Source organism: Mycobacterium sp. SMC-8, from assembly GCF_025263565.1.
Lineage (GTDB): Bacteria > Actinomycetota > Actinomycetes > Mycobacteriales > Mycobacteriaceae > Mycobacterium.
Genome location: NZ_CP079865.1, coordinates 1983476 through 2004155 on the forward strand (window position 1 = coordinate 1983476; position 20680 = coordinate 2004155).

General features: G+C 69.3%; 21 protein-coding genes. 6 read left to right on the forward strand and 15 right to left on the reverse strand.

All coding sequences use genetic code 11. The features are described 5' to 3' along the window. Positions 1 to 28: 28 nt before the first annotated feature. A complete protein-coding gene (locus KXD97_RS09660) occupies positions 29 to 1222 on the forward strand; it encodes an MFS transporter (protein ID WP_260756495.1) in 1194 nt (397 codons plus the stop codon). Positions 1223 to 1277: 55 nt separating this feature from the next. Beyond that, positions 1278 to 1865 carry a TetR/AcrR family transcriptional regulator gene (locus tag KXD97_RS09665; RefSeq protein WP_260756496.1) on the forward strand — a complete coding sequence of 196 codons (588 nt, stop codon included), beginning with the start codon at positions 1278 to 1280 and terminating at the stop codon, positions 1863 to 1865. Positions 1866 to 1947: 82 nt separating this feature from the next. Here the strand turns inward: KXD97_RS09665 and KXD97_RS09670 are convergent, their stop codons facing one another. From KXD97_RS09670 to KXD97_RS09695, 6 genes are all read right to left on the reverse strand, one after another. Next, positions 1948 to 3357, reverse strand: coding sequence for an NCS2 family permease (locus KXD97_RS09670; RefSeq protein WP_260756498.1), 1410 nt, complete (start codon positions 3355 to 3357; stop codon positions 1948 to 1950). A 9-nt stretch (positions 3358 to 3366) separates the two neighbouring features. Beyond that, positions 3367 to 3606, reverse strand: coding sequence for a hypothetical protein (locus KXD97_RS09675; protein ID WP_260756499.1), 240 nt, complete (start codon positions 3604 to 3606; stop codon positions 3367 to 3369). Between the two features lie 11 nt (positions 3607 to 3617). Then, entirely contained in the window at positions 3618 to 4820 is a 1203-nt protein-coding gene (locus KXD97_RS09680) for an acyl-CoA dehydrogenase family protein (protein ID WP_396884911.1), read from the reverse strand. Further along, on the reverse strand, positions 4783 to 5967 hold the full coding sequence (locus KXD97_RS09685) for an acyl-CoA dehydrogenase family protein (protein ID WP_260756502.1): 1185 nt from the start codon (positions 5965 to 5967) through the stop codon (positions 4783 to 4785). The genes KXD97_RS09680 and KXD97_RS09685 overlap by 38 nt, the downstream gene beginning before the upstream one ends. A 171-nt stretch (positions 5968 to 6138) precedes the next feature. After that, a complete protein-coding gene (locus tag KXD97_RS09690; protein ID WP_260756503.1) occupies positions 6139 to 6546 on the reverse strand; it encodes an STAS domain-containing protein in 408 nt (135 codons plus the stop codon). A gap of 148 nt (positions 6547 to 6694) precedes the next feature. Continuing rightward, positions 6695 to 7933, reverse strand: coding sequence for a DNA polymerase domain-containing protein (locus KXD97_RS09695; protein WP_260756504.1), 1239 nt, complete (start codon positions 7931 to 7933; stop codon positions 6695 to 6697). A gap of 55 nt (positions 7934 to 7988) precedes the next feature. Here KXD97_RS09695 and fadD2 point away from each other — a divergent pair, with 55 nt between their 5' ends. After that, complete coding sequence (gene fadD2 / locus KXD97_RS09700) at positions 7989 to 9680, forward strand: long-chain-fatty-acid--CoA ligase FadD2 (protein WP_260756505.1); 1692 nt, start codon at positions 7989 to 7991, stop codon at positions 9678 to 9680. Between the two features lie 73 nt (positions 9681 to 9753). Beyond that, entirely contained in the window at positions 9754 to 10533 is a 780-nt protein-coding gene (locus KXD97_RS09705) for an SDR family NAD(P)-dependent oxidoreductase (protein ID WP_260756507.1), read from the forward strand. 11 nt (positions 10534 to 10544) lie between these two features. Here the strand turns inward: KXD97_RS09705 and KXD97_RS09710 are convergent, their stop codons facing one another. The 8 genes from KXD97_RS09710 to KXD97_RS09745 form a co-directional block, all read right to left on the reverse strand. After that, a complete protein-coding gene (locus tag KXD97_RS09710; protein WP_260756508.1) occupies positions 10545 to 10865 on the reverse strand; it encodes a hypothetical protein in 321 nt (106 codons plus the stop codon). Between the two features lie 70 nt (positions 10866 to 10935). Further along, positions 10936 to 11817 carry a sucrase ferredoxin gene (locus tag KXD97_RS09715; protein ID WP_260756509.1) on the reverse strand — a complete coding sequence of 294 codons (882 nt, stop codon included), beginning with the start codon at positions 11815 to 11817 and terminating at the stop codon, positions 10936 to 10938. Further along, the gene (locus KXD97_RS09720; protein ID WP_260756510.1) at positions 11817 to 13022 is read right to left on the reverse strand and encodes a cupin domain-containing protein; all 1206 of its coding nucleotides are present in this window, start codon (positions 13020 to 13022) and stop codon (positions 11817 to 11819) included. The genes KXD97_RS09715 and KXD97_RS09720 overlap by 1 nt, the downstream gene beginning before the upstream one ends. A 9-nt stretch (positions 13023 to 13031) precedes the next feature. Continuing rightward, positions 13032 to 13214: a hypothetical protein gene (locus KXD97_RS09725; protein WP_260756511.1), complete on the reverse strand. Its 183-nt coding sequence runs from the start codon at positions 13212 to 13214 to the stop codon at positions 13032 to 13034. 99 nt (positions 13215 to 13313) lie between these two features. Then, entirely contained in the window at positions 13314 to 15500 is a 2187-nt protein-coding gene (locus tag KXD97_RS09730; protein WP_260756512.1) for an acyl-CoA dehydrogenase, read from the reverse strand. A 58-nt stretch (positions 15501 to 15558) separates the two neighbouring features. Further along, complete coding sequence (locus tag KXD97_RS09735; RefSeq protein ID WP_260757902.1) at positions 15559 to 16506, reverse strand: 2-hydroxyacid dehydrogenase; 948 nt, start codon at positions 16504 to 16506, stop codon at positions 15559 to 15561. Beyond that, the gene (locus KXD97_RS09740; RefSeq protein WP_260756513.1) at positions 16503 to 17636 is read right to left on the reverse strand and encodes a lysophospholipase; all 1134 of its coding nucleotides are present in this window, start codon (positions 17634 to 17636) and stop codon (positions 16503 to 16505) included. Before KXD97_RS09740 ends, KXD97_RS09735 begins: the two co-directional genes overlap by 4 nt. Then, positions 17633 to 18271, reverse strand: a complete 639-nt coding sequence (locus KXD97_RS09745; protein ID WP_260756514.1) for a TetR/AcrR family transcriptional regulator — start codon at positions 18269 to 18271, stop codon at positions 17633 to 17635. The genes KXD97_RS09740 and KXD97_RS09745 overlap by 4 nt, the downstream gene beginning before the upstream one ends. 119 nt (positions 18272 to 18390) lie before the next feature. Here KXD97_RS09745 and KXD97_RS09750 point away from each other — a divergent pair, with 119 nt between their 5' ends. Further along, complete coding sequence (locus KXD97_RS09750; RefSeq protein WP_260756515.1) at positions 18391 to 18975, forward strand: VOC family protein; 585 nt, start codon at positions 18391 to 18393, stop codon at positions 18973 to 18975. Here the strand turns inward: KXD97_RS09750 and KXD97_RS09755 are convergent. Continuing rightward, entirely contained in the window at positions 18963 to 19592 is a 630-nt protein-coding gene (locus tag KXD97_RS09755; protein WP_260756517.1) for a TetR/AcrR family transcriptional regulator, read from the reverse strand. The genes KXD97_RS09750 and KXD97_RS09755 overlap by 13 nt on opposite strands. Positions 19593 to 19677: 85 nt before the next feature. Between KXD97_RS09755 and KXD97_RS09760 the strand changes: the two genes are divergently transcribed. Further along, positions 19678 to 20592: an oxygenase MpaB family protein gene (locus KXD97_RS09760; RefSeq protein ID WP_260756519.1), complete on the forward strand. Its 915-nt coding sequence runs from the start codon at positions 19678 to 19680 to the stop codon at positions 20590 to 20592. Positions 20593 to 20680: the final 88 nt, after the last annotated feature.

The window sequence follows — 20680 nt, forward strand, 5'->3', positions numbered from 1 at the left end:
GGTGCTTCCCTGGCCCGCATCGCCCGCCGTGTCCGCCGAGCGCCGGCTCGCCGTGACGCTGTGGTGTGCGGGGGTGGCCGCTTTCGCGGCGATGTACGCGCCCCAGGGCCTGCTTCCCCAGATCGCCGCGGACGTGGCGGCGGCCCCGTCGCAGGCGGCACTGCTGATCTCGGTGACGACATTGGGGCTTGCGATGTCGGTGCTGCCGTGGGCGTGGCTGGCCGATCGGTGGGACCTGCGCGCGGCGATGCGCACCGCCGCCGCCGCGGCCGCGCCGTGCGCGGTCGTCGTACCGTTCCTGCCCACGTTCGAGACATTGCTCGTCGGCCGCTTCGTCCACGGACTGGCTCTCGGCGGCATCCCGGCACTCGCGATGACCCTCTCGCACGACATCGTCTGCGGCGGCCGGGCCGCGACGTTCGCGGGCAGCTACGTCGCCGCGACGTCGATCGGGGGATTGACGGGTCGGCTGTTCGCCGTCCCTGCCGCCGGCCAATGGGGTTGGCGCTCAGGACTTCTCGTGCTCGGTGTAGGGGTCGCGGTGCTGATGCTCGCGATGATCAGGGCGATACCTGCCACCGCGGGGCGCCGTCGCGACACCGGCTCCATCCAGGTGCTGGGCACCCACCTGCGCGACCGCACCATCTGGCCGGTCGTGCTCGTCGGGATGCTGCTGTCCGGCGCGGTGATGACGGTGTTCAACTACCTGCCGTTCCGGCTGGCCGACGCCCCCTACGGGCTGGAACCGGCGGCCATCTCGCTGATCTTCCTGACCTACCTCGGCGGCACCGCCGGGTCGCGGGCCACCGGCCGACTCGGCGCCCGGTACGGCCGGTCCACGGTGCTCGGCGTCGCCGCGGTGATGGTTGCGGCCGGGGCGGCTGTCACCGTGGCGAGCCCGTTGCCGCTGGTCGTGGCCGGGGTCGCGCTGCTGACCGCCGGGTTCTTCGTCGGGCACGCGGTCGCGTCCAGCCTGGTCGCGGCCCGGGCAGCGACGGGCCGCGCGCAGGCCACCGCGCTGTACACGATCGGCTACTACGTCGGGTCGAGCCTGTTCGGATGGTGGGGCGGAGCGGCCTGGTCCGCCCACGGTTGGCTCGCGGTCGCGGCGCTGGTGGCGGTGCTGGGGATCGCAGCGGCGGCGTGCACCACGGCCGCCGCGGGTTCGCCGGGATCGCGATTGCGGCGGCAGTGTTCCGGGGTGAGGCGCGATTGCCCGTAAGATCACCGGAGTTGACACCCGTCGTAAGCACAATGCCGCTGAGCGGCGTCATCTGTTGTGTGACGCTGCGATCGCTTTGCTGGCCGAAGAAGGCCCACGCGGGCTGAGCCACCTGAAGGTCGACCGCCGCGCCGGGGTGGCCGACGGGACGACATCGTTCTACTACCGCACCCGCGCGGCACTGCTGCACGGTGTCGCCGAACAACTGGTCCGCTACGACGCCGAGGCGTTCACCGAGTCCTTCAAGGACGCCCCCAACAGTGCCGGCGAGGTGGTGTTGACGCTGCTCGCCGAGCAGGTGCTGCGCATCCGCAGCGAGCCGCAGATGTCGCGCACGCGCGCCCGGTTGGAGCTGACCATGTTGGCGCGGGGCGACGCCGACCTCGCCGCCGGATTCCAGCAGGTCTCCGAGAGCTATCGCGGGCTGGTGGAGCGGCTGGTCATCGCGATGCAGAACGACGAGGGCGCCGCACTGGACCGCGCCCTGCTCGACGAGCAGGCCTCGGTGGTGCTCACCTACCTGGGCGGGCTGGTGTTCGCCTTCGCCAACGATTCATCCGAAAGCCTGAGCCGGGACGACATCGCACGGCAGATCCGCGCGGTGGTGCTGGGCGTGGCCGCAGAGCGCGCCGAGTCCCGCTGACCCCAACGCCGGCGAAATCGCATTCCACGCGGGCGCTAGCGCGAAAGTGCCGCGTGGAATGCGATTTCGGCGAAGGCAGCCGCTAGCCGATCAGCGATTCCAGCGGTGTACGGGCGAAGTACACCGCGAAACCGGCTGCCACCACCCACAGCAGCGGGCTGACCTCACGGGCCTTGCCTGCGGCGGCGCGCATCACCACCCAGCTGATGAAGCCGACGCCGATGCCGTTGGCGATCGAGTAACTGAAGGGCATCACCGCGACGGTCAGCACGACGGGCAGCGCCACCGAGAACTCGGACAGATCGATGTGGCGCAGATGCGACACCATCATCGCCCCGACCACCACCAGGGCGGCCGCGGCCACCTCGGTCGGCACGATCGAGGCCAGCGGCGAGATGAACATCGACGCCAGGAACAGCACACCGGTGACCACGTTGGCCAGGCCGGTGCGGGCGCCCTCTTCGATGCCGGCGCCGGATTCGATGAACACCGTGTTCGACGACGACGACGTCGCACCGCCGACGACCGCCCCGGCGCCCTCGACCACCAGGGCGGCGCGCAGGCGCGGGAACGTGCCCTTGTCGTCGGACAGTCCGGCCTCGCGCGACAGACCGGTCATCGTGCCCATCGCGTCGAAGAAGTTCGCGAAGACAAGGGTGAACACCAGCATCACGGCCGCGAGGATGCCGATGCGGCTGAAGCTGTTCAGGCTGAACTCGCCGACCAGCGACAGATCCGGAAGCGAGAACGGCGATCCCGACAGCGTGGGCACCGACAGGCTCCAGCCGCCGGGCTTGTCGACCGCCGACCCGAGATGCCAGATCGCCTCCACCACGACCGCGATCACGGTGCCGGCCACCAGCCCGATCAGGATGCCGCCGCGCACCTTCCTGGCCACCAGGACCCCGGTCAGCAGCAGCGTGAACACGAAGATCAACGTCGGGATCGTGCTGATCGAGCCCTCACCGCCGCTGCCCAGCCCCACCGGCGGCGACGGCGCGCCCGTTGAGGAGATGAACCCGGCGTCGACCACCCCGATGAACAGGATGAACAACCCGATGCCCGCGGTGATCGCGAGCTTGAGCTGCATCGGCACCGCGTCGAACACCAGACGCCGCAGCCCGGTCACCGCCAGCAGCACGATGATCAGGCCGTTGATCACGACCAGGCCCATCGCCTCGGCCCACGTCAATGACCCGACCACGGTGGTGGCAAGGAACGAGTTGATGCCCAGCCCGGCGGCCAGCGCGAACGGCAGCCGCGCGATCAGCCCGAACAGGATCGTCATCACGCCGGCGGCCAGCGACGTCGTCGCCGACACCTGCGCGAAGTCCAGCCGGTTGCCGTCGACGTCCGCCGATCCCGACAGGATGATCGGGTTCAGCACGATGATGTAGGCCATCGCGATGAACGTGACGAGACCACCGCGGATCTCGGTGGCCACGTTGGACTGGCGGGCCGTGATCTCGAAGAATCGGTCCACTGCGTTCACGGGCGGATCCTAGAACCGCGGCGCGGGGGCAGGAGGCGGCGCCGCGATCGGCATGCAGAGCCCCGTCTGGGTGTCGAGGAACTTGCCCTCCACACAGAACGGCGCACAGCCGTAGATCACGCCCGTCTGTCCGGGCGGGCACTGCGCGGTCGAGGTCGCCGGGGCTGAGGAAGCGGACGCCGCGAATGGCGCCGCCACCGCGGCGGCGGCCGCCGCCGCCCCCAGATAGCGCGAAATCCTCTGTGTCACTTCGCTTCCTCTCAACTCGGCATGCCGGTGGCGACGCGCGGCGCGGACTTGTCGGGCGCGGCGTCGAGCACCAGCTCGGCGATCCTGGCCCGGTGTTGCTCGGCGCTGCCCAGCAGGGCGGCGTCGGTGTAGGCCCGCTTGTAGTACAGGTGCGCCTGGTGCTCCCAGGTGAAACCGATACCACCGTGTACCTGGATGGTGTCGGTCGCAACTTGAACCAGCGCCGCCGTGCAGGTCGCCTGCGCGATGCTGACCGCCAGCGCCGGATCGTCGGGAACCTCGGCCTCGTGCGCCAGCGACCACACCGCGTGGTACGCCGTGGAGCGGGCATGCTCGATCGCGACCAGGTCGTCGGCGAGACGGTGCTTGACCGCCTGGAACGACCCGATCGGCCTGCCGAACTGCAACCGGTTCTTCGCGTAGTCGACGGTCAGATTCAGCAGATGCTGTGCGGCGCCGACCTGTTCGACCGCCAGCAGCGCCGCACCCACGGTCAGCGCATGGTTGATCACCCGCACCGCCTCGGCCGGACCCGCGACCAGCCGGGCCGGGGCGTCGAACAGCCCGACCGTCGCCTGGCGCCGTGTCAGGTCGAGGGTGGTCAGCGGAATGCGTTGCACACCAATGTCATCGGCGTCGACGGCGTAGAGGCCAGGTCCGTCCGGCCCGATCGCGGCCACCAGCAGCAGGTCGGCGGTGCCGGCGTCGACCACCCGCTCGACGGTGCCGGTGAGGGTCCAGCCCGCACCGGTGTCGACCGCATGGACGGTTACGGTTGCGGGGTCGAACGCGGCGGTGTCGTCGGGGACGGCGAACGCCGCGGTGCGGGTGCCCTCGATCAGGTCGCCGAGCAGCTCCCCGGGCTCCGAGGCGGCGACCAGCGCGGGAATGGCCAGGTAGACAGTGCCGAACAAGGGGCCGCAGGCCAGCGCGGCGCCGAGCTCTTCGACCGCCACCGCCTGGTCGATCAGGGTGCCGCCCACTCCGCCCACGGACTCCGGGGCAGACAGCCCGAGCACGCCGAGCTCCGCACCCAACCGGGCCCACACCTTCGCGTCGTAGGGCGGATCGGCCATCATCGCGGCGCGGACGGCGCTCTCGTCGATGTGGTCGGCGCAGAACTTGCGCACCGCCGCGCGCAGCTGTGCCTGCTCCTCGCTGAACCCGAACTCAGCCTCAGCCACGCGGGATCTCCTTCCACGGCATCCCCGCATCCGCACGGAGGTCTCCCGGCAGGCCGAGCACCCGCTCGGCCAGAATGTTGCGCATCACCTCGGACGTGCCGCCCTCGATGGTGTTGGCCCGGCTGCGCAGGAACCGCTGCTGGATCGGGCCGCGGTAGTCCTCGGGATCCCCGTCGTGCATGGCGTAGCCGTCGTACAGGATTCCCTCGGGGCCCAGCAGATCCATGCAGAACTCGTAGATGTGCTGGTTGAGCTCCGCCCCGACGAGCTTGCCGATCGAGGCCTCCGGTCCGGGGCCGCCGATGGTCGCCGCCGCGCGGGACCGCTCGGCCGTCAACCGCTGCGCCTCGGCGCGCAACCACAAACTCGTCAGCCGGTCCCGCAGCACCGGGGTGTGTAGGTCGGGTCGGGACGCCCACAGCGCGACCGCGTCGGAGATGGTGCCGGCACCGCGCCGGCTGCCGCTGCCGCCGAGGGCGCTGCGCTCGTTCATCAACGTCGTCATCGCCACGCGCCACCCGTCGCCGACTGCGCCGAGGCGGTAGGTGTCGGGGATCCGGGCATCGGTCATGTAGACCTCGTTGAACTCGGCGTGCCCGGTCAGCTGCCGCAGCGGCCGGGTCTGGACACCAACGCCGTGCATGTCGATGACGAAGTACGTCAACCCCTTGTGCTTGGGCACCTCGGGATCGGTGCGGGCCAACAGCAGACCCCATTTCGCACGGTGGGCGAGGCTGGTCCACACCTTCTGACCGTTGACCACCCAGGTGTCACCGTCGCGCACCGCCGAGGTGGCCAGCCCCGCCAGATCCGAACCTGCGCCGGGCTCGGAGAACAACTGGCACCAGATCTCCTCGGTGGTGGCCAGCGGCCGCAGCAGCCGACGACGCACATCGTCGGTCTGGGCGTGCTCGCGCACCGTGGGGGCCGCCATGCCGTAGCCCATCGGGTTGAGGCCCAGCGGCACCGGGCCGCCGGCCCCCTGCAGGATGCGGTCGGCGACGGCCTGCAGACCCCGGGACAGCCCGAGCCCGCCGAAACCTTGGGGGAAATGCACCCAGGACAGCCCGGCGTCGAAACACGCGCCGAGGAACCGCTGGACGGGAACGGTCTTGGGATCGTGGTCGGCGACCACCTGGTGGGCGATCTCGGCGACCCGGTCGGCATCAGTGCCCATAGGTGCACACTAAATCAGGGTGTGCGGCCACCGACGACCAACTCGTCGGTCGGGGGCCCGGAGATCCGGGTGCGCGTCAGGCGCTTGTCAGGGCCAGGTGCTCGACGTGGGACCTGTGACGACGCTGGAGCAGGTAGCGGAGCCACCGAACATCAAGTAACACAGTGATCCTTACGCAGTCTTGGTCAGGAGGGGAAGCAGTTGACGGCGTGCGACGGCCGCGTCGGCGAAGTGGTTCAGCGCCTCGGGGACCGAACCCGCCTCGGGGAACTCGATGCCCGCCTCGCGCAGCGTCTGCTCGACCGCGCGGCTGGCGATCATCATCCAGTCCACGCCGGCGGCGGTGCACACGTCGTCGACCGCGTAGAGCAGCGAAACGGCCTCGCGGGTAAACGAATCCACGCCACTGAGGTCGAGAACGAAGGGTTTCTCGGCGAGAATGAATCGGTCGGTGTATTCGCTGGCCCGCTCGACATTGGCCTCGTCGAGATGACCGGAGATCGTCACGACGGTGGCCAACTGGCGGCAATGGGCTCGAATACCTGCGCCATCGCAGTGAAACGTCGGATTGCCGTACATCGCAGCCTCCCTCGATCCAGTGGTGACACAGCGCGCCGGTGCGGCGCTACACAGATCAAGTTAGTGAGGCAATCTAAGGCCGCTGGGTGTATCTACTAATACTTCGGTAAGAACTGCGGCGGCGGCGCGCAGCAAACTCGTCGGTAACTTACCGCCGCAGCTGTTGTTGCGCACCGGTGTAGTGGGCCCACGGGTTGTAGTCGGCCAGCAGCTCCTCCTGCGGGGGCCGCACATCCTCTTCGACGTGCTGCAGGTTGATCCGGATCCGGTACCAGATCGAACTGGGCCCGCGCATCCCGTCGACGAGCACATCGGCAGGGTGCAACTTCTCCGCCGCCGCGGGGTACTTCTCGCGCCACTGCTGCAAAGCCGCCATCGCCTCGTCGCGGGTCTTGGTCCGGGCGATCTCGATCAGCGGCATCGCCGAGACCCGGCGCCCGTCGTCGGACTGCCTGGCGCCCTTCGGCGCCTTCTCGGCAGGCCCGAGCCGGTCGGCGAGCTCGAGCAGCGCGTCCAGCCCTCCGGCGGTGTCGTCCATCCCCTCCCACGGATCGCCGAGATCGGCGAACCGTCGCGGCACCGTGTGCACGGTGAACTCCTCGGGCCGGCAACCGGCCACCTCGTCCCAGAACAGCGGCGTGGACACCCGCGCGTCCGGGGTGGCCCGCACCGAGTACGCCGACGCGACGGTGCGGTCCTTGGCGTTCTGGTTGAAGTCGACGAAGACGCCGTGGCGTTCCTCCTTCCACCACCGCGCGGTCGCCGACTCCGGGGCCCGCCGTTCGACCTCGCGGGCCACCGCCTCGGCGGCGAGCCGGACGAGCTTGAACGGCCAGCGGCGGTGGATGCGCGCATAGATGTGGAAGCCGCGCGAACCCGACGTCTTCGGCCACGCCACCAGCCCGTGGTCCTCCAGCACCTCCCGCGCGACCAACGCGACGTCGAGGATCTGCCGCCAGCCCACGCCGGGCATCGGGTCGAGATCGACGCGCAACTCGTCGGGGTGTTCGAGGTCGTCGGCGCGCACCGGATGCGGATTCAGGTCGACGCAGCCGAGGTTCACCGCCCAGATCAAGCCGGCTGGGCTGCGCAGCACCGCCTCCTTGGCCGACGTGCCCGACGCGTACTTCAGCTCGGCGACGTCGACGAAGTCCGGCCGCTTCTCGGGCGCGCGCTTCTGGAAGACAGCCTCCTGCGTGATGCCCTTGACGAAACGTTTCAGGATCATCGGGCGGTCCCGCACCCCGCGCAGTGCCCCGTCGGCCACCGCGGCGTAGTAGTGTATCAGGTCGCCTTTGGTCAGCCCGAGATCGGGGAAGACCACCTTGTCGGGGTTGGTGATCGGCACCTGTTGCCCGGCGATCTCGAACGACTCGCGGGCGGCCATTTCTTCATCGTAGGTTCCAAACCGCGGTGCGACCGTCGTCACATAAGGTTGACGCATGTCCAAGCTCAGCGATCTCCCGTTGCAGGCCGCCGCCAAGGTCCAGCAGACCGTTGGCAAGTATCTCGAACGGGGATCGGCCGAGCTGCACTACGCGCGCAAGATGTTCGAGGCTGGTGCGCTGAAGTTCGAACCGCCGCAGGACATCGCCGCGTTCGTCGCGGACATGCGGCGCTGGGGCGAGTTCGGCATGATCCCGGCGCTCAACGCGCGGCGCTACCCGACCCGCACCGCCGTCATCGACGATTTTGGCGAGATGACGTTCAAAGAACTCGACGACAGCGCCAACGCCGTGGCCAACGGCCTGCTCGCCAAAGGGGTCAAGGCCGGCGACGGGGTGGCCATCCTGGCGCGCAACCACCGGGGGTTTCTCGTCTCTGTGTACGCCGCCGGCAAGGTGGGCGCCCGCATCATCCTGCTCAACAGCGAATTCTCCGGACCCCAGATCAAAGAGGTGTCGGAACGCGAGGGCGCCAAGCTCGTCATCTACGACGACGAGTACACCGCCGCCGTCGCCGCCGCCGATCCCGAACTGGGCAAGCTGCGCTCGCTCGGGGTGAACCCCGATAAGCAGGAGCCCTCGGGCAGCACCGACGAGACCCTCGAAGAGCTGATCGCGCGCACCAGCGCCAACCCGCCGCCGAAGGCCGGCAAGCACTCGTCGATCATCATCCTGACCAGCGGCACCACCGGAACGCCCAAGGGCGCCAACCGCAGTGCCCCGCCGTCGCTGGCCCCGATCGGCGGCGTGCTGTCGGCGGTGCCGTTCAAGTCGCAGGAGGTGACGTCGCTGCCGGCCCCGATGTTCCACGCGCTGGGCTTCCTGCACGCGACCATCGCGATGATGCTCGGCACCACGCTGGTGCTGCGCCGCCGCTTCAAGCCGACCACCGTGCTGGCCGACATCGAGAAGCACCGGGCCACCGCGATCGTCGTGGTGCCGGTGATGCTGTCGCGGATGCTCGACGAGCTCGACAAGACCTCCCCGAAACCGGACCTGTCGTCGCTGCGGATCGTGTTCGTCTCCGGCTCGCAACTAGGCGCCGAACTGGCCACCAGGGCGCTCAAGGAACTCGGCCCGGTCGTGTACAACCTGTACGGCTCCACCGAGGTCGCGTTCGCGACGATCGCAGGGCCGCAACACCTTTCGATCAACCCGGCGACCGTCGGTCCGGTGGTCAAGGGCATGAAGGTCCGGATCCTCGACGACAATGGCAACGACGTGCCGCGCGGCGAGGTGGGCCGGATCTTCGTCGGAAACTTCTTCCCGTTCCAGGGCTACACCGGCGGCGGTGGCAAGCAGATCATCGACGGGCTGCTGTCGTCCGGCGATGTGGGCTATTTCGACGAGCACGATCTGCTCTACGTCAGCGGCCGCGACGACGAGATGATCGTCTCCGGCGGCGAGAACGTGTTCCCGGCCGAAATCGAGGACCTCGTCAGCGGTCATCCCGAGGTGGTGGAGGCCACAGCGATCGGGGTCGAGGACAAGGAGTGGGGCCACCGGCTGCGCTGCTTCGTGGTCAAGGCCGACGGCGCGACGATCGACGAGGACGCGATCAAGGCCTACGTGCGCGACAACCTGGCCCGCTACAAGGTGCCGCGCGAGGTGGTGTTCCTCGACGAGCTGCCGCGCAATCCCACCGGCAAGATCCTCAAGCGCGAGCTGCGCGAGATGGAGATCGACTGACACCGGCCGGGCGTGTCCGGGGCCGCCGTACGCTCGCGGAATACACGGCGCCGTGCGGTCGTCGTAGTTCAGCATGAACATCGACTTGACCGGTAAGACCGCACTCGTCACCGGCTCGACGCAGGGCATCGGCTTGGCCATCGCGCACGGGCTGGCGGCCGCCGGCGCCCGCGTCGTGGTGAACGGACGCAGCCGCGACCGGGTCGACGCGGCCGTCGCCGAGATCGGCGGTGACGCCGCCGGGATCGCCGCCGACGTGGCCACCGAGGCAGGCGCCCGGGATCTCCTCGCCGAACTGCCGGACGTCGACATCCTGGTCAACAACCTCGGCATCTTCGGCGCGGTCCCGGCCCGCGAGATCACCGACGAGCAGTGGCGCAGCTTTTTCGAGGTCAACGTGCTCGCCGCGGCACGGCTCATCCGGCACTACCTGCCCGGCATGGTCGACCGCGGCTGGGGCCGCGTGCTGCAGATCGCCAGCGATTCGGCCATCGTGACGCCGCTCGAAATGATCCACTACGGGGTGTCCAAGACCGCGCTGCTGGCGCTGTCGCGCGGTTACGCCAAGGAAGCCGCCGGCACCGGCGTGACTGTCAACTCCGTCGTCGCCGGCCCCACCCACACCGCCGGGGTGGAGGATTTCGTCTACCAGCTGGTGGACAAATCGCTGCCGTGGGAGCAGGCGCAGCGGGAGTTCATGCGGGCACACCGGCCGCAGTCATTGATCCAGCGGCTGATCGAGCCGGAGGAGATCGCCAACATGGTCACCTATCTGGCATCCCCGCTGGCGTCGGCGACCACGGGTGGGGCACTGCGTGTCGACGGTGGCTATGTCGACGCGATCCTGCCCTGATCCGCGACCGTCTACTCGGTGAACGCCGCGGAGCCCGGGACGGCCAGCGTCACCAGCATCAGCAGCAGCAGGAACCAGCCGGCGCCCTGCCACGCGGTCCAGCCGACGCCGCTCTTCCACTGCCGGTAGGTGCGTAGCAGCGCCCCGACACCGCCCGCGAACAGGAATATCGGCACCAGGGAGGCACTGAAAACGGAACTGCGGTCGCCGAAGGCGTAGACGGCGAACGCGATCGCCGCCAACACGACGACCACGAACGTGTAGGTCACCGCGGCCCGGTATTCCCCGGGGTGGTTGAACCGCTTCTCGGCGAAATCACGATCACTGGTCATGACGGTGGTGTTCCCCGGTTCTGCGGGGCTATGCGTGCGCCGCGCGTCCGATCGCCTCAGCCGATAAGGGTCAGGTGCTGATCTTGCGCAGCCGGAACGTGCGGACCGGGCCAGCGGTGGTCGCGCGGCACTGGGAGAACAGCGGCTCGGACATCACCACGTCCAGCAGCACCTCGACCGTGCCGGTCTCCGCGGCCAGCACCACCCGGATCGTGTCGTCGGTGCTCTCCACGCTCAGTGGATGCAGGGCGTCGATGCGGTCCTCGCCGAGGGCTTCCCGGGCGAAATGCTGTGCGGCTTGCACGGCGGCGGGCAGCGAGGTCCGACCCCGCAGGAACCGGTCGTCGAGCCTGCCGTCGAGATACAGGCGGACCAGCTCGGCGCCGTCGGTGCTGTCGACCCGGCCGTAGCACAGCCCCTCCGGCAGGATGAGCATCGTCGCGGCGAACCGGTCGCCGCCCAGATGTGAGCACTCCCAGGTGTTCTCGGGATAGGCGGCGGCGATCGTGGCGGCCGCGGCCCGGCCGCGGACCGCACAGCACTGGTCGTGCCTGCCGTGCGCGCACACCGCCACCAGCGGGCCTTGGGTCTCGGTGCCGTCGGCGCCCTCGAGATCCAGATCGAGATAATCGGCCGGGCCGTCGACCTCGCCGTGGAACAGCGCCTCACGGCCGACATCGGATCGGGCCACGAACCACCGCCACCTCGGAGCCTGCCGGCGTCGGCCGTGCCGCCGGATCGCCGCGATGCGCATGCCCGCGGCTTCGGCGCGGCGCACGATGGCCCGCCCCAGGCCGGCGTCGATGACCGCCGGTGACTGCAGGAAGGCCGACGGACCCCAGCCTCCTTCCAGTTCCAGCAGCAGCCAGACCGACCCCGCCGAGGCCGTCCCGTACATGGGTTCGTCGCGCGCGAGCGATTCGTCGCTGCACGCCAGTCGCTGTGCGGACATCACGCCGGAACCACGACACCTTCGCGGAGCAGGCGCCGGAGCAGGACGGCGCCGTCCGCGGCGTCCAGGCCGGGAAGGTCACCGGCGTGGGTGACCCCGCCGGCGAGGATCTCCTCCAGCGCGGACGCGCACTGCGCGGGAAACGCGATGGTCTTGTCCGCCAGCCGCATGGACACGCGGCCGTCGACGCCGCGGTGAATCGTCGCCAGCAGGCCGCGGCGCCAACGCACCCAGACCGTGTCGGCCTGGTCGGCGGCCCGCAGCATCGCGAGCGGGCGGACGGCCTCGGGCCGGGTGCGGGTGTCGTGCCGGGCGATCAACCGCTCGGCCGCCGCGGTGCTCAGCATGGCGCCGTTGTCTCGGAGCCGGCCGACCACCTCTGCGATCACCTTGGCCGCGGTCGCGCTCATCTCGTTCGGGTCGGCCGGGTCGATGCCCATCGGCAGCGAGGCCCGGAACTCGTCGAAGCGGCCCAGTTCGTCGACGACGGCACGTGCGACGTCCAGAGCCGTCGTCGCCGACACCCCGATCGTGAGGTGGATCGACGCGGTGTCCATCGCCTGCGCGGCGTGCACCCAGCCGCGCGGCAGGTACAACGAGTCTCCTTGGCAGAGCACGATGTCCAGTACCGGATCGCCGGTGACACGTTCGGCGATCCGGTCCCGATGGTCGGTCCACGGCTGGGTCGGCAGCGGGTGACGGTGCACCGGTTCGTGGACGATCCAGCGCTTGCGGCCTGACACCTGCAGGACGAACACGTCGTGCACGTCGTAGTGGAAGTCGAAGCCGCGGTTGTCGGGCGGGGTGATGTAGGCATTGGCCTGGACGGGATGCCCGATGTCGGCCACGGCCTGAGCGACGAAATCGATCAGCGGCGGCCACAACCGGTGCAGGCCCTGCAGCACGACCGTCGCGCCCGACCCCAGGTGGGACAGCACCTTCGCCGCGTCGACCTGATCGGCGATCTCCGCGCCGAAGCCGGCGGGGCCGAGGTAGGAGTCCTTGTCCAGGACCTGTCCCTCTTTGGCGAGCCGGATGAACGGCGCGCGTACCCCGCGCTCTGCGATGAGCTCGTCCACGGTGTCCGGGCAGAGCAGGTCGCAGAAGTCGCGGGGCAGCGCGTGAGCCGGGCTCAGCAGCGGCTTGCGCCCCCAGTACTCGGCGGCGAACACCTCGGCGTCGATGCCGATGCAACGGCTGAGCACGGCCGGTTCTCAGGCGGTGCCGTCGGCGCCGCCGTCGTGCCCTTCGGGGTTGCTGCCGCCGTCGGCGGGACCCTCACCGCCGGCGGTGCCGTCGGCGCCGCCGTCGTGGCCCTCGGGGTTGCTGCCGCCGTCGGCGGTGCCTTCTCCGCCGCCTCCCGGCGTGGTGGTCATGTCATCGTCGTCGAGTGCCATGAGCGTCTCTCTTCCGCTGTGATCCCTTAAGGATTCTGCTTGCGCGGACTGCGCGCGATGGGATTGCCCGGCGGAAGTTCACCCGAAACGCGAACTGGGCTACGGATCCCTGGGCAGTCCCAGCAGGCGCTCGGCGATGATGTTGAGCTGCACCTCGGAGGTGCCGCCGTAGATCGTGGTCGCCCGGCTGGCCAGCAGGTACTCGGCCCAGCGGCCGGTGAGCTGCTCGGGATCACCGATGACGGCGTCGGTGCCGAACGAGGACACCGCGAACTCGGCGTAGCCCTGACCGGTTTTCATCGACAGCAGCTTCGAGATCGCCGCGGCCGGCATCGGATCGCCGCCTGCCAGCGTCAGCAGTGTCGACCGCATGTTCAGGATCTTGGCGGCATGGCCCTCGGCGATCAGCACACCGGCGTGGTTCTGCGCGATCTGGTCGAACTGGCCCTCGCCGACGAATTCGACGAACTTGTCCAGGCTGGGCAGGAACGGCGGCTCGCTGCTGCCGATCGACACCCGCTCGTTGGTCAGCGTGTTGCGGCTGACCTCCCAGCCGCGGTTCACCTCGCCGAGCACCATCTCGTCGGGGACGAACACGTCGTCGATGAACACCGTGTTGAACATCGCGTTGCCGGTGAGCTCGCGCAGCGGCTTGACCTCCACGCCCTCGCTGTTCATGTCGAGCAGGAAGTAGGTGATGCCGTTGTGCTTCGGCGCGTTGGGATCCGTCCGGGCCAGCAGCGCGCCCCACTGGGAGTACTGCGCGCCGGTGGTCCAGATCTTCTGCCCGGTGATGCGCCAGCCGCCGTCGACCTTGGTGGCCTTGGTGGTCAGGCTGGCCAGGTCGGATCCGGCGCCGGGCTCGGAGAACAACTGGCACCAGATCATCTCGCCGCGGAACGTCGGCGGCAGGAACCGCTGCTGCTGCTCGTCGGTGCCGAACGCGACGATCGACGGGATGATCCACGCCGCGATCCCCATCTGCGGTCGCTTGACCCGGCCCGTCGAGAACTCCTGGGCGATGATGATCTGCTCGATCGGGGTGGCCGCGCGCCCCCACGGCACCGGCAGGTGCGGCTGCACCCAGCCGCCCTCGGCGATCGCGGCGTTGCGCTCCTCGCGCGGAATCTCCTTCAGCGCAGCCACTTCGGAACGGATCTCGTCACGCAGCTTCTCGGTCTCGGGGTCGAGGTCGATGTTCAGCGGCCGCATCCCGCTGGTGGTTGCCAGGTCGACGACCCGCTGCGGGTAGTCCGACGCGCGGCCGAACGCCGCGGCCAGCACCAGCGCGCGCCGGTAGTACACGTTGGTGTCGTGCTCCCAGGTGAAGCCGATGCCGCCGTGCACCTGGATGCAGTCCTGGGCGCAGTGCTGCGCGGCGACCGGAGCCAACGTCGCGGCCACTGCGGCAGCGAATTCATAAGCACTGTCCGGGTTTTCGTGCATCTCGTCGATCGCGCGGGCGGCGTCCCAGACTGCGGCGGTGGCCCGCTCTGTCTCGGCGATCATGTTCGCACACTTGTGCTTGATGGCCTGGAACTGTCCGATCGGGCGGCCGAACTGCTCGCGGATCTTCGCATACCCCGAGGCGGTGTCGGTGGCCCAGCGCGCGACACCGATCGCCTCGGCCGACAGCAGCGTCGTGATCAGCGCACGGGCGTGCCCGCGGCTCAGGTTGGCCAGCACCCTGTCGTCGCCGACCTCCACGGCGTTGGCCCGCACGTGGGCCACCGGCCGCAGCGGGTCGACGCTGCGCACCGGCTCGATCTCCAGCGTGGCGGCGTCGAGCACCACCCACTCCTCGCCGGATTCGATCGCGACGGGCAGCACCAGCAATGACGCCTGCGCCGCGGCGGGCACCGCGCGCACCTCGCCGCGGATCACCAGCCCGTCACCGTGCCGCGTCGCGGTCAGGCCCGAGTCGATCGCGTAGGCGGCGATCACCTCCCCGGAGGCGAGGCCGCCCAGCACCGCGGCGTCCGGGTCGTTCGCGGCGATCAGCGCGCTGGCGATCACCGACGGGACGAACGGTCCCGGTACGGCGCCGTAGCCGAATTCCGCGGCGACGATGGCCAATTCGAGGATCCCGAAGCCCTGCCCGCCGACCGATTCGGCCAGGTGCACGCCGTGCAGACCCTGCTCGGCGGCGGACTTCCAATAGGGCGGCGGATTGGGGACGGGGTTCTCGAGGGCTTCGTGCAACACCTCGGACGGGGCCACCCGTGCGACGAAGGCGCGCACCGAATCGGCCAGGTCGTTGTGCTCTTCAAGGATCGCGATGGGCATTGCTGCTGCACCTCTTCACGTCGTCGTGACTGGTCCCAACCGGTTGGTTGGGTCGAGATTACCTGGGCACCTGGTTCACCACGTTGGCGAGGTCGCGGCCGTCACGCAATCGTTGGCAGTTGTCGACGGCGAAGTCCAGGTAGCGGCGCATGGTGTCCACGGTGTACCAGGTCACATGCGGGGTCAGCACCACATTGGGCAGGCTCAGCAGCGGGTTGTCGGCCGGCAGCGGCTCCACGCTGAACACGTCCAGACCGGCGGCGGCCAGCTTCCCGGCACGCAGCGCGTCGACCAGCGCCCCCTCGTCGACGATCGGCCCGCGGGAGGTGTTGACCAGCACCGCGTCATTCTTCATCCGGGCCAGTGCGTCGCGGCAAAGCAGGCCGGCAGTGTCGGGGGTGAGCGGCAGATGCAACGACACGATGTCGCTGTGGGCCAACAGGTCCGGCAGCGCGCACCAGCCGGGGCTGCCGTCGTCGCGGGTGCTGGTGTGGAGGACTTCGGCGCCCATCGCCACCAGGATCTGCTCGACCTGTCTGGCGATGTTGCCGTACCCGACGAGCCCGACGGTGCAGCCGCCGATGTCGCGCACCGTCTCGCCGAGCGTCGGATCCGACGGCCAGCCGCGGCCGTCGCGGGTGGCGCGGTCGAGTTCGGGCAGTCTGCGCAGCGCGGCCAGCATCAGCAGCAGGGTGCCCTCGGCGACCGACGGCGCGTTCGCGCCGGGCATGTTCGCCACCGCCACGCCACGCGCGGTGGCGGTGTCCACGTCGATGGTGTTGACTCCTGCGCCGAGCTTGTGCACCAGCCGCAGCCGCGGCGCCCCGGTCAGGTCATCGCCCGACAGCGGCCGCAGCACGTGCCAGAGCACATCGGCCTCGGGCAGCTCCCGGTAGAAGGTGGCGTCGTCGTCCTCGGCGCAGAACCGGACATCGAGCCAATCAGTGTGCGGGGCAAGAAATCGCGCGACCTTATCTCCGGGAACGAAGTGGGCGAGCACTCTCACCAGCGGCGTGCGATCCACTTGGCGATGGTATCGGCCTTCTCCGACCGCGCGCCCGGGGTCGTGAAGTAGTGATCGGTGTCGATCGAGCACATCGTCTTGTCGGCGCCGCCGAGCGCGTGGTGGATGCGCTGGGCGTCGGACGGATAGACGCCGGTGTCCTGTTCGGCGTTGATCACCAACGCCGGAGCGGTGATCCGGGCCAGGTGCGGTTCGGCCCGGGTCTGCGCGTGGCGCAGGCTCCACATGCTTAGCCAGTTGCGCAGGGTGCAGGCCGCGGCGATGCCGTGGGTGGACCGGTTGGCCTTGGCAGGCACACCGGCATAGCACATGTTGGCGGGCCGCTTCGTGGGTTCCAGTGTGGGGTCGACCATGCGCGGGTCGGCCCAGGTGCGCATGACGGTGAACGGCCGGTCGGAGAAACCGGCTGCACGGACGCGGGTCAGTTCGGCCTCGGCCCAATCGGTGATGGCTTCGTTACGGGCGACCTGGGCGTCCCGGTACCGGGTGACGAACTCCTCGCTGAACGGCGGTCCGTTGCGTTCGTTGAACAGGTCCAGGTCGGGATCGGTTGCCACTGCGTCGTTCTCGTCGACGACGGAGGCATCCATCCATGCGGTGAGCACGTCGGGGCGGCCGGGATGGGCCGCGCTGGCGACGTAACCGTCGGCCGGGGGCAGGTCGTCGAGTCCGGCGGCGGGCCGCATCCCTTCCAGCGGGGTGACGTGCTGGTCGACGGCGTTGGCCTGATAGGCGGCCATCAGCGATCCGCCTCCCGAGTTGCCGAGCAGTATCACGGTTTCGATGCCCTGCGCCTCGCGCAGCCAGCGCACTCCCACCCCGATGTCGACGAGCGCGTGGTCGAGCAGGAAGCTGGATTCGAAGCCGCGGAAGCGGGTGTTCCAGCCCAGAAAGCCGATCCCGCGGGTGGCCATGTAGTCGGCGAGATAGTGCTCGGCGAAGTCGATCTGGTAATGCGTGGCGATCATCGCCACTTTGGGCTTACGGCCCATACCGCGGTGGTACAGGCCCTGGCACGGATGTCCGCCGGAGCCGGCACGTCGGGCGGTGGGCGAGTCCAGGCCGACGAATTCCCTTGTGACGCCGGGTGTCTGGGTGGCTGTGCGGCTCATGACGGGCGGGCCTCCGGGTAGTAGATGGTCCGGTAGAAGATGTCGGCGAGGGTCTTGATGCAGGACTGGTCGTCGACGGCGCCGGGGCCGTCGGGATTCACACCCGAGAGTTGGGTGTAGCAGAACTGGTTGAGCATCGACACCAGCGCCACCGCGACCAGGCGGGCGTCGTTGTCTTCGCAGAAGCCGTCGCGCTGGGCGCGTCGGACCAGCGAGGTGATCAGCGCGATCGGCAGTTCGCAGATCTCGGTCCAGTACTCGGCGAAATCGTCGCTGATCATCGCCATCTGGCTGACCGCGATGATCTCGGCCAGCCGGTTGCGGTAGGTGCTCCAGTGGGCGGCGGCGGCCTGGTAGGACCGCTCCCAGTTGCTCAGACCCGGCTGCGCGGCGGCCAGTGACCGGGTGCGGGCCTCGTCACGGAAGCGCACCGCCCATTCGCGGACCATCGCCTCCTTGGAGTCGTAATAGTTGTAGAACGACGCGGTCGACTTCCCCGCCTCGCCGGCGATGTCGGCGATGGTGGTGGCCAGGATGCCCTTGCGGGCGATCACCGACCGCGCCGCGGCGTCGATCGCGGCCTGCGTCTGACGCCCGCGAACCGTCGGAAGCTCCTCACGGGGACTGACACTCACTCGTGCACGGCTCCTTGCGGTCATTGCTCTGAAACTGAATCTGATGTTAGATTCAGTTTCGATTCCGCGCGCCGAAATCGCATTCCGGCAGGTCACAGGGGTCGAAGGAAGGCGGGATCGTGATCAAGCCCAGCAACTCCAACTCCGAGTTCGAGCTCGGCGGCATCAACCATGTGGCCCTGGTCTGCTCTGACATGCAGAAGACCGTCGACTTCTACAGCGGTGTGCTCGGTATGCCCCTGGTGAAGTCGCTCGACCTGCCCGGCGGTATGGGGCAGCATTTCTTCTTCGACGCCGGCAACGGCGACTGCGTCGCGTTCTTCTGGTTCGCCGACGCGCCCGACCGGGTGCCGGGCATCTCCTCTCCCGAGGCCATCCCGGGTATCGGCGACATCGTGAGCGCTGTGAGCACCATGAACCACTTGGCCTTCCACGTTCCCGCCGAGAAGTTCGACGAGTACCGGCAGCGACTCAAGGACAAGGGGGTGCGGGTCGGCCCGGTTCTCAACCATGACGAGAGCGCGGTCCAGGTGTCGGCGACCGTGCACCCCGGGGTGTACGTGCGGTCCTTCTATTTCCTGGACCCGGACGGAATCACACTCGAGTTCGCCTGCTGGACCAAGGAATTCGGCGAGTCCGACACCACCACGGTGCCCAAGACCGCCGCCGACCGGCGGGTGCCGGTCGCCGGTCAGTCGCGGTAGAGCGCCGGATTGCCGAGCTGGTCGATCAGCGCGCCGAGCTGGTCGGCCAGCTCGGCCGGGGTGAAGTCGAGGTCGCCGGCCAGCCAGGCGCTCAATGTCTGGACCACGCCGCCGACGACGAAATGCCCCGCCGCCCTGATCCGCTCATTCTGTTCCAGCTGCAGCGCGGTGCCCGCGTGCCGACCTGACAGCAGCGCGAACAACGCGCCGGACTCCGCCCGCTTGCGCACCACCACCGGGTTGTCCAGCCGCACACTGAACAGCAAGCGGCCGACCCGGGCGTCGTCGGAGATGGTGCGCACGATGTTGGCCATGCCCTGGCGGCTCTGCTCGCGCGCCGGCGCGGCCGCGACCACGGCCTGGGTGGTGGTGGCGATCTGTGCGATCACCCAGTCGAAGACAGCGCCGACGAAGACGTCCTTGTCGGTGAAGCTCTCGTAGAAGTAGCGCGCCGCCAGGCCGGCCTGCGCGCAGATCGCCCGCACCGTGAGGTCCGGGGGCGCGTCCCGCCCACCGAGAAGATCCAGCCCGGCCTCCAGGAATCGACGGCGGCGCTCGGCGACCCGCTGCGCGGCCTGCACCCCGCGGTACGGACGGACCTGGGCCATGGCACCCATATTGACACCTCCCGTGCCGGGGTACCAATATCAGGAAACAGGCGTTCGCAGATTTGCGCCGCCACCGCCGAGAGGAGTGTTCGCTGTGACGCTGGACGAGACGATCAGTGCGCCGGTACCGCTTGTCGAACGTCCGGTGAGCGATACCGCGTCGCGGTCGCCCCGGCGCCGTGGCGTCCGCAGGAAGGCCGGTGCCGACGACGGCATGCTCGGGCTGGGGCTGCTGGCGGGGCCGGCGAACGTGATCATGCAGCTCGCCCGTCCGGGCGTCGGCTACGGCGTGGCGGAGAGCCGGGTGGAGAGCGGCCGGATCGACCGGCATCCGATCAAGCGGGCCCGCACCACGTTCACCTACCTCGCGGTGTCGACCAGCGGCACCCCCGAACAGCAGGCGGCGTTCCGGCGCGCGGTCAACCGCGCGCACGCGCAGGTGTTCTCCACCGACGAGAGTCCGGTGAAGTACCACGCCTTCGACAAGAACCTGCAGTTGTGGGTCGGCGCCTGCCTCTACAAGGGCGTGGTCGACGTGTACCGGCTGTTCGAAGGGGAGATGGACGACGAGACGGCCGACCGGCTCTACCTGCAGGGCCGCGCGCTGGCGACGATGCTGCAGGTTCCGCAGGACATGTGGCCCGCAGACCGGGCCGCGTTCGACCGCTACTGGCAGCAGTCGCTCGACGAGGTGCACATCGACGACACCGTGCGGGAGTTTCTGTATCCGATCGCGGCGTCCCGGCTGCCCGGCCTGGCGTTGCCCGGCCCGCTCCAACGGCAAGCGGAGAAGGTGGCGCTGCTGATCACGACGGGCTTCCTGCCGCAGCGGTTCCGCGACGAGATGGGGCTGCCGTGGGACCCGCAGCGGCAGCGCAGGTTCGAACGGCTGATGGCCGCGCTGGCGGCGGTCAACCGCGTCTCGCCCCGCGTCGTGCGGCAGTTCCCGTTCAACGTCCTGCTTAAAGACCTGGACTGGCGCATGCGCACCGGGCGGCCGCTCGTCTGACCGGTGACCCGGTTCACTCAACCGGGCCGCCCCGTGCATCTCGACACTTAGGCCATGCAATGCTAACTTCAGCAAAAGTTAGCTTAGC